Origin of the sequence: Rhodanobacter sp. C06 (assembly GCF_002001105.1) — a bacterium.
Taxonomy (GTDB): Bacteria; Pseudomonadota; Gammaproteobacteria; order Xanthomonadales; family Rhodanobacteraceae; genus Rhodanobacter_A.
In genome coordinates this window covers 116,983-129,577 of record NZ_MUNP01000070.1, presented here as the reverse complement: position 1 = coordinate 129,577, position 12,595 = coordinate 116,983, and the positions used below count along the sequence as shown (strand labels likewise).

Here is a 12,595-nt window from a genome sequence, read left to right as displayed (position 1 = left end):
CATGGTTCCCTCATCCCGGTCCAACGAAACGCGCGGTGTCGTCCTGCAACTGGTGTTCGCCGAGTGCCTCATCGGCTCGGTGGGCGTGTTCGTGCATGAAAGCCACCAGGACGCGGTTACCGCAGTGTTCTACCGCTGCCTGTTTGGCGGCTTGTTCTTGCTCGGCTGGGGGCTGGCCAAGGGCTATTTGCGGGGACTGTGGCGCGAGCGTGCGCTACTCCGTGGCGCGGTGCTGAGCGGGGTGCTGCTGGTACTCAATTGGGTGGCATTCTTCGGCGGCATGGCGTGCTCGTCGATCGGTGTCGCCACATTGATCTATCAGTGCTACCCGTTCGTGATGCTGGTCCTGGCCGCGCTGGTGCAGGGCGAACGTACGCCGCCGGCCGAGCTGGCGTGGACCGCGCTCGCCTTCGTTGGCGTGGTCTGCACCAGCGACCCTGTTCACCTGTTCCGCGATGCCGAATCGTCCTATCTCATCGGCGTCGGGTTGGCATTCCTGGCAGCGCTGCTATGTGGCGCATCGCTGCTGATGTCGCGCCAAGTCGGCAAGGAGCGTCCGTTCGCGCTGGTCTTGATCCAGTGCTGGGTTGGCGTTGCCATGCTCGCCGGATTCAGCAGCAGCAGCGTGTTCCACTTGGGACTTCACTGGGTGTGGTTGCTGGGCCTTGGGGTGATCCATAGCGGCATCGTATACGTGCTGTTCTATTCCACTTACCCGCGCCTGCCGGTGGCGACCATTGCCGTCGTGTCGTTTATCTATCCGCTGGTGGCGCTGCTGCTGGATTACTTGCTGTACGGGCATCGCCTTGCGGTGGTCCAGGTGACGGGTGTCCTGCTGATCGTGCTGGGCACGCTGGGCGTGAACCTCAAGTGGCGGCCTGGCTTCGCATGGAAAGCGACATGATCGGATCGTAGCCGCACCTGCCTGCGCGTTTTCAAATACCCACGTTGCAAGAGAGCTATCTGATGATGCATCGCACGCTTGGCTTCGCCGCAACCCTGTCGCTGTTATTGTCCGCAACGAACGCGATGGCGGACACGTTGCCCATGGATATTCCGCAGCTCGACCGGAACCAGGAAATGACCATGGCACTCAGCGCCGCACCGCCGGAGTTGCAGGCGGACGCCGGTGTCTACGTGCTGGAGCATTCCGGATTTGTCCTGGTCCGCGCCAGCCACAACGGATTCAACTGCCTCGTCGAACGCGACAGTCACGTGACCGCCCCGGTGTGTTATGACGCCGAGGGCTCGCGCACCACCCTCCAGGCAAGTCTCGAACGCGCGCGCATCATGGCGAGTGGTACGGTTGGCCCGGATGTCGATCGTATGATCGACGCCGAATATCCCGCCGGGCGTTTGCAGCCACCCGCAAAGCCCGGCATCGCCTATATGCTCTCTCACGACTTCGTACGGCTGGACCCGAAAACGGGGAAGGCGACGGTCCTGTATCCACCTCACGTGATGGTATATGCACCGTTCTTGCGAAACGAAGACATCGGCGTCCCGAAGCAGTTCGTTCGCAGCACCACCCACGTATGGGTGGAGGCTTCTGGCAAACCGGACGCGTGCCTCGTCTTTGCGAGTGCTCACTGAGCCTCTTTGAGCACGGATGAACGGCGTAACCTGATCCAGCAGCGGGGCCGGCTGCTGGATCAGGGTAAAGCGATTAGCCTGTGTTATCGAGGGTAAGGTAGTACGTAAGGACGCGAGCCGGGACATTGTTTCCACGGTTCTGAGCACAATCGATAGCCGTCAGCCGCGGCACCAAGCCTACCTAGGGCGTGTCTCACACCGCGCGATTGCACGGAATCCTAGGTGCGTGTAGACTTTGTCGACTGATAGCGGGAAACGAGGACACGCAGCGGTTCTGTCAGATAAAGACCGATGCGCGCCCCCGCTACCAGATCTTTCTTGGACAAGAAAGCCTCCTCGTGAGGCTTTTTTGTTGGGCGCAGGATGCGCCGCGTCTGTTTCGGCCTGATGCCGCGCGGACGCCGGAGGAGCTGCCTGGAGTCGGTACATCGGCGAGGACGCTCCGGCACGGAGCAGGGAATGGGCCGCCAGTGCCCATTTTTTGTTTTTGCGACCTGGAAATGCATGATGGATACGCACGCACTCGCACAACGCTTCAGCACCGTCCTGTCCGATCTCGGGCTGGTGTGCTTGGGCGTGGAATTCACGCCGTCGCAGGGGCAGAGTACCCTGCGGGTCTACCTGGACCTTCCCGAAGGCGCGGCTGCTGCCGAAGGCGAGCGGCGCGAGGTGGGCATCGAGGATTGCGAAGCGGCCAGTCGCGAGCTTTCCGCGCTGCTGGACGTGGAGGATCCGATCCCCGGCCACTACGTGCTGGAGGTCTCCTCGCCCGGGATCGATCGTCCGCTGTTCACCGCCGCGCAGTTCGCACGGGTGGCGGGGCAGGAGGTGAAGCTGCTGCTGCGCGCGCCGCTGGAAGGGCGTCGCCGCCTGCGCGGCAAGCTGCTGTCGGTGGAAGGCGAGCGCATCTCGCTGGAAGCCGAAGGCAAGCTGTTCGTCTTCGAACATGCCCAGGTGGAAAGCGCACGGCTGGTGCCGGACTGGATGGCGCTGGGCTACGCACCCAAGCCCAAGCCCGGCAAGGGCCCCGGCAAGAAGAAAGTCTGAGTCGTCCCGTTCAACCATGCGATCATGGACGGTCGCAGTACAAAGCCAGGTCATGGACGAACGGATACCGAAAAGTGCAGCCATGGATGGCTGCTTCCTGATCTTCGCGCTCACGGATGAACGCAAAAATATAGAAAGTGCAGCCAGGGATGGTTGTTTCTTGATCTCGGCGTTCAAGGACGAACGCAAGCCAAGTTACCGATCGGTCGCCGTGCGGCGCCCATGGAGTTGTTGCAATGAGCAAAGAGCTTTTGCTGGTGGTCGACGCGGTTGCCAACGAGAAGGGCGTGCCGCGCGAGGTGATCTTCGAGGCGATGGAGGCCGCGCTGGCCTCGGCGGCCAAGAAGCGCTATCCGGACGAGGAGCCGGATATCCGCGTGTCCATCGACCATGACACCGGCGAGTACGAGACTTTCCGCCGCTGGGAAATCATCGCCGACGACGGCGAGATGGAGTCGCCGTTCTACCAGCTGCGCCTGATGGACGCGCTGGACGAGCGCGCCGACGCCCAGGTGGGCGAGTACATCGAGACGCAGATCGAGAACGCCGAATTCGGCCGCATCGCCGCGCAGGCCGCCAAGCAGGTGATCGTGCAGCGCGTGCGCGAGGCCGAGCGCCAGCAGGTGGTGGACGCCTACAAGGACCGCGTGGGCGAGCTGATCACCGGCATCGTCAAGCGCGTGGAGCGCGGCAACATCTACCTCGACCTGGGCGGCAACGCCGAGGCCTTCATCCCGCGCGACAAGACCATTCCGCGCGAGTCGGTGCGCGTGGGCGACCGCGTGCGCGGCTACCTGTTCGAAGTGAAGTCCGAAGTGCGCGGGCCGCAGCTGTTCGTGTCGCGCGCCGCACCGGAGTTCATGATCGAGCTGTTCAAGCTGGAAGTGCCGGAAGTCGGCCAGGGCCTGGTCGAGATCAAGGGCTGTGCCCGCGATCCGGGCGACCGCGCCAAGATCGCCGTGGTGGCCCACGACAGCCGCACCGATCCGATCGGCGCCTGCATCGGCATGCGTGGTTCGCGCGTGCAGGCGGTGTCCAACGACCTCAACGGCGAGCGTGTGGACATCATCCTGTGGCACGAGAACCAGGCCCAGTTCGTCATCAACGCGATGGCGCCGGCCGAGGTGCAGTCCATCATCATGGACGAGGAAAAGCACTCGATGGACATCGCGGTGGCCGAGGACAAGCTGTCCCAGGCGATCGGCCGCGGCGGCCAGAACGTGCGCCTCGCCAGCAAGCTCACCGGCTGGCAGCTCAACGTGATGACCCAGGACCAGGTCGCCGCCAAGAGCGAGGCCGAGCAGGAGGCCGCGCGCCAGCTGTTCATGGACAAGCTGGAAGTGGACCAGGAGATCGCGAACATCCTGGTGCAGGAAGGCTTCTCCAGCGTCGAGGAAATCGCCTACGTGCCGAGCGCCGAGCTGCTGGCGGTCGAGGGCTTCGACGAGGATATCGTTGAGGAACTGCGCGCCCGCGCCCGCGATGCGCTGCTCACCGAGGCGCTGGCCGTCGAGGAAACCATCGACGAGCACCAGCCCAGCGAGGAGCTGCTGGAGCTGAACGGCATGGACGAGACCACGGCCTACGCGCTGGCGGCCCGCGGCGTGGTGACGGTCGACGATCTCGCCGACCAGGCGGTGGACGACCTGATCGACATCGAAGGCATGACCGAGGAACGCGCCGCGGCGCTGATCATGGCGGCGCGCGCACCGATGATCGAGCAACTGGAGAAGGGCGGCTAACCGCGAACGGCCGCGCCCTGGATGGGCGCGCCGAGGAAGGCCACGGGCCTTCCACCAGGGACGGCGGTGTACGTGCAGGCGAAGCCGCACGGACGACAAGCGCGGGAACGGCGGAGAAAGAACACGATGTCGGATGTCACGATCAAACAACTCGCCCAGGTGCTGGGCATGCCGGTCGACAAGCTGCTGGGGCAGCTTGGCGAGGCCGGCATGAAATTCTCCGACCAGGAGCAGGTCATCAGCAGCACCGAGAAGGTGAAGCTGTTGGGCTTCCTGCGCCGCACCCACGGCAAGAACGAGCCGGTCGCGGAGACCACCGACAGCGCCCCGCGCCAGATCACGCTGAAGCGGCGCACGGTCGGCGAACTGAAGGTTTCCACGCCCGGCGGCCGCGGTGCCGCGGCCACGGCGAAGACGGTCAACGTCGAGGTGCGCGCCAAGCGCACCTATGTCAAGCGCAGCGTGATCGCCGAAGAGGCCAGCGCCGAGCCCGAGCGCGAGGAGGCCGTGCGCAAGCTGGCCGAGTCGCGCGAGCAGCGCGCGCAGGAAGAACAGGGTCGCCGCGAGGTCGAGCTGCGCAAGCACGAAGCGCAGCAGCGCGAGCAGGAAGCGCAGCAGCGCGCGCATGAAGAGGCCGAGGAGCGCCGCCGCCAGGCCGAAGTCGAGGCTGCCTCCGCCGCTGAATCCGACTCCGCGGGCGAGCCCGAAGAGTTCGTCGAGTCGGCGCAGGAAGCGGCCGAGCCGGTCGCGGCCGGCGACGCCGCCGAGCCGGCGCAGCCCGCGGTACAGCGCCTCGATACGCGCGGTCTCGGCATGATCGTTCCGCAGGTACACGAGCCGCGCAAGCGCGAAAAGCTGGTCAAACCGGCACCCGCGCCTGCCCCGGCGCCCGCGCCGGCGCGTCCGGCGGCCGCTGCCGCCGGTGACAGTGCGCGCGGCAAGGCCCGTCATGGTGGCGGTCGCGACCGCGACGATGCGCCGGGCGGCAAGCGCTTCGCCTCCGGCGAACTGCACCTGAGCGAAGCCGATCGCGCACGCCGTTCCAGCGGCAAGCGCGGCAAGCCCGGCCGGGGTGCCGTGCGCGAGGCCGTGCGCGGTTCGGCTGCGAGTGGTGCGCATGGCTTCACCCGGCCCACCGCCGCCGTCGTGCGCGACGTCGTCGTGGGCGATGCCAACGTGGTCGCCGAGTTGGCGCAGAAGATGGCGGTCAAGGGTTCGGAGGTGGTCAAGGCGCTGTTCAAGATGGGCGTGATGGCCACCATCAACCAGACCATCGACCACGACACCGCCGTGCTGGTGGTGGAGGAGCTCGGCCACAACGTGGTCGAGGCCAATGCCAACGACGCCGAGGCCGCGCTGGCCGCACACACCCAGAGCGCCGAGCTGGAAGGCGAGAAGAAGCCGCGTCCGCCGGTGGTCACCATCATGGGCCACGTCGACCACGGCAAGACCTCGCTGCTGGACTACATCCGCCGCACCAAGGTCGCCTCGGGCGAGGCCGGCGGCATTACCCAGCACATCGGCGCCTACCATGTGGACACGCCGAAGGGCGTGATCACTTTCCTCGATACCCCGGGCCACGCCGCGTTCACCTCGATGCGTGCCCGCGGCGCCCAGTCCACCGACATCGTGGTGCTGGTGGTGGCCGCCGACGACGGCGTGATGCCGCAGACGGCGGAAGCCGTGCAGCACGCGCGCGCCGCCAAGGTGCCGCTGATCGTCGCGATCAACAAGATGGACAAGTCCGACGCGAATCCGGACCACGTCAAGCAGGGCCTCGGCAATCTCGAGGTCATCCCGGAAGAGTGGGGCGGCGACACGCCGTTCGTGCCGTTGTCGGCGAAGACCGGCATGGGCATCGACGCCCTGCTCGACGCGATCTCGGTGCAGGCCGAGGTGATGGAGCTGACCGCCGTCGAGGACGGCCCGGCCTCCGGCGTGGTGATCGAATCGAGCCTCGACCGCGGTCGTGGTCCGGTCGCCACCGTGCTGGTGCAGCAGGGCACGCTCAAGCGCGGCGACTTCGTGGTTTGCGGCATCGAGTTCGGTCGCATGCGTGCGCTGGTCGACGAGACCGGCAAGACCGTGCAGGAAGCCGGCCCGTCGATCCCGGTGCAGATCCTCGGTCTGTCCGGCGTGCCGGAATCCGGCGACGACTTCGTGGTGGTGGCCGACGAGCGGCTGGCCCGTGAAGTGGCGGCGGAGCGCGCGCAGAAGCGCCGCGACACGCGCATGGTCAGCAAGGCGAACCGGCTGGAAGACATCATCGCCCAGATGGGTCAGGGTGCCGCCATGCAGACCCTCAACATCCTGGTCAAGGCCGACGTGCAGGGCTCGGTGCAGGCGCTGCGCGAGTCGCTCAGCGCGATCGGCAACGAGAACGTGAAGGTCAACGTGATCGCGGCCGGTGTCGGCGGCATCACCGAATCCGACGCCACCCTGGCGGCGGCCTCCAAGGCGCTGGTGATCGGCTTCAACGTGCGTGCCGATGCCTCGGCACGCAAGGTGATCGATACCGCCGGTTTGGACGTGCGTTATTTCTCGATCATCTACGACGTGATCGACCAGGTGAAGCAGGCGGCGTCCGGCCTGCTCGGCGTTGAGATCCGCGAGGAGATCATCGGCATCGCCCAGGTGCGCGACGTGTTCCGCAGCTCCAAGTTCGGTGCGGTCGCCGGCTGCATGGTCACCGAAGGCCACGTCAAGCGCAGCAAGCCGATCCGCGTGCTGCGCGACAACACCGTGGTGTTCGAGGGCGAGCTGGAATCGCTGCGCCGCTTCAAGGACCTCGTCGACGAGGTGCGCAGCGGCATGGAATGCGGCATCGCCGTGAAGCAGTACAACGACGTCAAGGTCGGCGACCAGATCGAGTGCTTCGAACGCATCGAAGTCGCCCGCACGCTTTGACGCCGCAAGCCTTGGCGCCTTTGGCGCCAAGGCTTGCGCGGCCCATGGATGGGCCGCTCGTTGGGCCATGGCTTTCGCCATGGCCCAACGGAGGCAAACCCGGCTTGCCGGGTTTGCCGAGTCGGTCGACCTGCAGGACTGCACGTCGATCGACATGGGTAACGCAGCTCTTGCTCTCCGCTTTTCGACACGGATTCCGACACCCTTCATGCCCTCCCGCGACTTCAAACGTACCGACCGCGTAGGCGCCGAACTGCGCCGCGAAATCGGCCTGCTGGTGCACGCCGCGGTGCGCGACCACGGCCTGCCGTCGTGCAGCGTGTCGGACGTGGAGGTGAGCCGCGACCTCGATTTCGCCGCGGTGTGGGTGACCGCGCTGCTGCCGGATCAATCGTTGGCGGCGGTGAAGGCACTGAACACGCTGGCCGGCGAGTTCCGCCGTGCCTTGTCGCGCAGCATGCGGCTGCGCCGCGTGCCGGAACTGCGCTTCAAGTACGACGACTCCGTGGACAAGGGCGAACGCATCGATGCGCTGCTGCGCGATGCGGGCGACGTGGCGTCGTCGGACGACGAGCCGTAATCCGAGCTCCATGCCCCGCGAACGCAAGCTGCCCCGCATCGCCTGGCGCGATCTGCACGGCATCGTGCTGCTCGACAAGCCCGCCGGCCTGAGTTCCAACCAGGCCTTGCAGGAGGTGCGCCGGCTGTTCCGCGCCGCCAAGGGCGGCCATACCGGCGCGCTCGATCCCATGGCCACGGGCCTGCTGCCATTGTGCTTCGGCGAAGCCACCAAGCTGGCCGGCAACCTGCTCGGTGCGCGCAAGGCCTACCGGGCCGAATGCCGGCTGGGCGTCACCACGACCACGGCCGATCGCGAGGGCGAGGTCGTGCGCGAGCGGCCGGTGCCCGCGCTGGACGATGCGGCGATCGAGGCGGCACTGGCGCCTCTGCGCGGTCGCATCGTGCAGGTGCCGCCGGCCTACTCGGCGCTGAAGCAGGGTGGTGAACGCTTGTACCTGAAGGCGCGCCGTGGCGAGGCGGTGGAGGCGCCGCCGAGGGAAGTGGAGGTGTACCGGCTGGAACTGCTTTCGCGCACGACGGACAGCCTGGTGTTCGAAGTGGAATGCGGTTCGGGGACCTATGTGCGCTCGCTGGCTGTCGATCTGGGCGAGGCGCTGGGCTGCGGCGCCCATCTCACCGCCTTGCGGCGACTGTGGGTGGAGCCGTTTAGCGAGCCGCACATGGTCACGCTGGCCGAACTGGAGCAGGCGGCCGGGCAGGGCGACGAGACCCTGCTGGCCTGGCTGCTGCCGGTGGCGGCGGGTCTGGCCGACTGGCCGGGACTGCAGCTGGACGAGGTGCAGAGCCAGGCGATCGCCCGCGGCCAGCCTATCGTGGTGGCCGGGGCCAGCGGCTGTCATGTCGCGTTCGCCAGCGACGGCGCCCTGCTGGCGCTCGTGGAACTGGATGCGGAGGGGCGCAGCCGCATCCTGCGCGGTTTCAACCTGCCGCCACCGTGAATCGGCCCCGATTTGCCTGCCATTGCCCTTGTTGCAGGGGTAGGGCGCGGCTAGAATAAGCAAGTTATTCCAGTACTTTCATCCAACAGGCGAAGCTTGCGTGTGCGCCGCCACAGCGGTGCACACGCAAGCTTCGCATCGCATTTTCAAGGAAACAGGTATCACCATGTCTCTTACCGCAGAACAGACCGGCAAGATCATCACTGACTTCGGCCGCGTGGCGAACGACACCGGCTCCACCGAAGTGCAGGTGGCGCTGCTGTCCGCCCGCATCGACCACCTCACCGACCACTTCAAGTCGCACAAGCAGGACCACCACTCCCGCCGCGGCTTGCTGAAGCTGGTGAATCGCCGCAAGAGCCTGCTCGCCTACCTCAAGGACCGCGACCTGGCCCGTTACCAGAGCCTGATCGAGCGTCTCGGCCTCCGTCGTTGATTTTCGCGTTCGACCCGAACGCGAAAGTCACAAAGCGGCCATCCGTGGCCGCACTTCAAGGTTTCTGCGTTCGTCCGTGAACGCGAAGATCGAAAAGCGGCCATTCGTGGCCGCACTCCTTACAGGACAGAGCCCGTGGCGAAAGTAACCAAGTCATTCCAGTACGGTAAACACGAAGTCACGCTGGAGACGGGCGAAATCGCCCGCCAGGCGTCCGGCGCGGTGATGGTCAGCATGGGGGGCACCGTGGTGCTGGTCACCGCGGTGGCTGCGGCCAAGGCGAAGGAAGGCCAGGACTTCTTCCCGCTCACCGTGGACTACGTCGAGAAGTTCTACTCGGCCGGCCGCATCCCCGGCGGCTTCTTCAAGCGCGAAGGCCGTCCGACCGAGAAGGAGACGCTGACCTCGCGCCTGATCGACCGTCCGGTGCGCCCGCTGTTCCCGGAGGACTTCAAGAACGAAGTCCAGGTGATCGCCCAGGTCGTTTCGCTGAACCCCGAGATCGACGGCGACATCCCGGCGCTGATCGGCGCGTCCGCCGCGCTGAGCCTTGCCGGCATCCCGTTCAAGGGTCCGATCGGCGCCGCCCGCGTCGGTTACGCGAATGGCCAGTACCTGCTGAACCCGACCGCCACCGAACTGGCCGGCTCGCAGCTGGACCTGGTCGTCGCCGGTACCGCCGGTGCGGTGCTGATGGTGGAGTCCGAGGCCGAGCTGCTGTCCGAGGACGTGATGCTCGGCGCCGTGGTGTTCGGCCACCAGCAGATGCAGGTCGCGATCCGCGCGATCGCCGAGCTGGCCACCGAAGCCAGCCGCCCCTCGATGGATTGGCAGCCGCCGGCCCGCAACGAGTCGCTGGTCGCCGCCCTCAAGGGCGCCGTGGGCGACAAGCTCGGCGCCGCCTTCCAGGTGCGCGACAAGCTGCAGCGCCGCGACGCGATCGCCGCGATCAAGGCCGACGTGCTCGCATCGCTGAAGGATGAAGCCGAAGCCAAGGGCTGGGACAAGGCCGAACTCGCCAAGGAGTTCGGCGAGCTCGAGTACCACACCTTGCGCGACAGCGTGCTGAAGACCAAGGTGCGCATCGACGGCCGCCAACTGGACGACGTGCGCGCGATCACCGCCCGCGTGGGCGTGCTGCCGCGCACTCATGGTTCGGCGCTGTTCACCCGCGGCGAGACGCAGGCGCTGGTCACGGTCACCCTGGGCACCACGCGCGACGCGCAGATCATCGACGCGCCGGCCGGCGAGTCGAAGGACCCGTTCCTGTTCCACTACAACTTCCCGCCGTTCTCGGTGGGCGAGGCCGGCCGCTTCGGCGCGCCGAAGCGTCGCGAAATCGGCCACGGCCGCCTTGCCAAGCGCGGCGTGCAGGCGGTCAAGCCCTCGCTGGAGTCGTTCCCCTACGTCCTGCGCGTGGTCTCGGAAATCACCGAGTCCAACGGTTCGTCGTCGATGGCCTCGGTGTGCGGTTCCTCGCTGGCGATGATGGATGCCGGCGTGCCGCTGAAGGCGCCGGTGGCCGGCATCGCGATGGGTCTGGTGAAGGAAGGCAACGACTTCGTCGTGCTGTCCGACATCCTGGGCGACGAGGATCACCTCGGCGACATGGACTTCAAGGTGGCCGGTTCGTCCGAGGGCATCAGCGCCCTGCAGATGGACATCAAGATCGACGGCATCACCGAGGAGATCATGAAGGTGGCGCTGGCCCAGGCCAAGCGTGGCCGCCTGCACATCCTCGGCGAGATGGCCAAGGCGCTGAGCACTGCGCGCACCGAGATGAGCGAGTACGCGCCGCGCCTGATCACCATCAAGATCCACCCCGACAAGATCCGCGAAGTCATCGGCAAGGGCGGCGCCACCATCCGCTCGATCACCGAAGAGACCGGCGCCACCATCGACATCAACGACGACGGCACCGTGATCATCGCCTCGGTCAACCGCGACGCGGGCGAGGCGGCGAAGAAGCGCATCGAGCAGATCGTCTCCGACGTCGAGCCGGGCCGCATCTACGAGGGCAAGGTCGCCAAGCTGATGGACTTCGGCGCGTTCGTCACCATCATGCCGGGCAAGGACGGCCTGGTGCACGTGTCGCAGATCTCCAACGAGCGCGTCGAGAAGGTTTCCGACAAGCTCAAGGAAGGCGACATCGTCAAGGTCAAGGTGCTGGAAGTGGACAAGCAGGGCCGCATCCGCCTGTCCATGAAGGCGGTGGCCGAAGGCGAGGGCAGCGACGCCTGAGCCTGGGCATCAGGCCGCAACTGCGAGGCCCGGCCATGCCGGGCCTCGTTCGTTTCGTGCAACACGCTTTTGCTACGATGCATGCGTGGCAGACGAGGACGCGCGATGAACGGACAGGCAGGCGATTTCATCAAGGACTGGCAGGTGCTCGCCCAGCAATCCTGGGATGCGTGGCTGCGCCAGTTGCAACCGCCACCCGCTGCTGCGCCGCCACCGGCCGGCAACGAGGCACTGGAGCGTACGCTGGCCGGCCTCAGGGGCTGCTTCGACTGGATGCAGGGCGTGGCGGCGGCCGGTGCCAGCCAGCCCGGCGCGGACTGGCAGAGCCTGCTGCGTGCCTGGGCGGGTTCCGGCAACCAGCCATTCACCCAGGCCTTCAACGGCATCGACAACACCGCCGCGCAGGGTTTCGTGCAGCAGTGGCAGGCCTGGCTGCAGTCGATGCAAGCCGGCGGTTTCGCCATGCCGACGGCGGCGAACGGCCCGGTGCCGGCGTTCGGCCTGCATCGCGAACAGCTGATGCAGCAGCAGGAGCTGGCGGCGGCGATCCAGGCGGCGCTGGAAGCGAACGCGCGTTACCAGGCGCTGATCCAGCAGGCGAATACGCAGGGGCTGGAGCGCCTGCAGGCGCGGCTGGTACAGCGCGATGCGGCCAGTCCGCCGATCGAGTCGCTGAAGGCGCTGTACGACCTGTGGGTGGACGCGGCCGAAGAGGCTTATGCCGAGATCGCGTTGTCCGACGAGTTCCGCGCGGCCTACGGCGAGATGGTCAACACCCAGATGCGCGTGCGCCAGTTGCAGCAGCGGCAGACCGGCCAGCTGTGTCGCGAGCTGGGCGTGCCCACCCGTGAGGAGGTCTCGGCGCTGGGCGAACGCCTGCAACAGCTGCGCCGCGACCTGCGCAAGCAGGGCAGTGGCGCATTCGCCGATGAAGTCCTCGAGCTGCGACGCGAAGTGGCAGCCTTGAAGCGCGAACTCGCTGCGCTTGCGGCAGGGCCGGCCGAACCGAAACCGAAAACTCCGGCCAAGCGTTCAGCCGCCACGAAGGCGCCCGCGCGCGGCAAGCCGGCATCGTCCGCCAGCACACCCCGCAAGCGCTGACAGGAGCG

10 protein-coding genes are annotated in these 12,595 nt (G+C 66.7%); all 10 read left to right on the top strand.

Features of this window, described 5'->3' with window-relative positions; translation table 11 throughout:
- The first annotated feature begins 1 nt into the window (after position 1).
- On the top strand, positions 2-904 hold the full coding sequence (locus B0E52_RS15395) for a DMT family transporter (RefSeq protein WP_077485248.1): 903 nt from the start codon (positions 2-4) through the stop codon (positions 902-904).
- 62 nt (positions 905-966) lie between these two features.
- On the top strand, positions 967-1,593 hold the full coding sequence (locus tag B0E52_RS15390) for a hypothetical protein (protein ID WP_077485247.1): 627 nt from the start codon (positions 967-969) through the stop codon (positions 1,591-1,593).
- Between the two features lie 507 nt (positions 1,594-2,100).
- Positions 2,101-2,640 (top strand): ribosome maturation factor RimP, encoded by a 540-nt coding sequence (gene rimP, locus B0E52_RS15385; RefSeq protein WP_077485347.1) that lies wholly within the window; start codon positions 2,101-2,103, stop codon positions 2,638-2,640.
- Between the two features lie 236 nt (positions 2,641-2,876).
- On the top strand, positions 2,877-4,382 hold the full coding sequence (nusA, locus tag B0E52_RS15380) for a transcription termination factor NusA (RefSeq protein ID WP_077485245.1): 1,506 nt from the start codon (positions 2,877-2,879) through the stop codon (positions 4,380-4,382).
- Positions 4,383-4,508: 126 nt separating this feature from the next.
- Positions 4,509-7,289 (top strand): translation initiation factor IF-2, encoded by a 2,781-nt coding sequence (gene infB, locus B0E52_RS15375; protein WP_077485244.1) that lies wholly within the window; start codon positions 4,509-4,511, stop codon positions 7,287-7,289.
- 208 nt (positions 7,290-7,497) lie between these two features.
- Positions 7,498-7,869 (top strand): 30S ribosome-binding factor RbfA, encoded by a 372-nt coding sequence (rbfA, locus tag B0E52_RS15370; RefSeq protein WP_077485242.1) that lies wholly within the window; start codon positions 7,498-7,500, stop codon positions 7,867-7,869.
- A 10-nt stretch (positions 7,870-7,879) separates the two neighbouring features.
- Complete coding sequence (gene truB / locus B0E52_RS15365; protein ID WP_077485241.1) at positions 7,880-8,809, top strand: tRNA pseudouridine(55) synthase TruB; 930 nt, start codon at positions 7,880-7,882, stop codon at positions 8,807-8,809.
- Positions 8,810-8,975: 166 nt separating this feature from the next.
- Positions 8,976-9,245, top strand: a complete 270-nt coding sequence (gene rpsO, locus B0E52_RS15360; protein WP_077485239.1) for a 30S ribosomal protein S15 — start codon at positions 8,976-8,978, stop codon at positions 9,243-9,245.
- 135 nt (positions 9,246-9,380) lie between these two features.
- Positions 9,381-11,486 carry a polyribonucleotide nucleotidyltransferase gene (pnp, locus tag B0E52_RS15355; protein ID WP_077485237.1) on the top strand — a complete coding sequence of 702 codons (2,106 nt, stop codon included), beginning with the start codon at positions 9,381-9,383 and terminating at the stop codon, positions 11,484-11,486.
- Between the two features lie 105 nt (positions 11,487-11,591).
- Positions 11,592-12,587, top strand: coding sequence for a poly(R)-hydroxyalkanoic acid synthase subunit PhaE (locus tag B0E52_RS15350; protein ID WP_077485236.1), 996 nt, complete (start codon positions 11,592-11,594; stop codon positions 12,585-12,587).
- Positions 12,588-12,595: the final 8 nt, after the last annotated feature.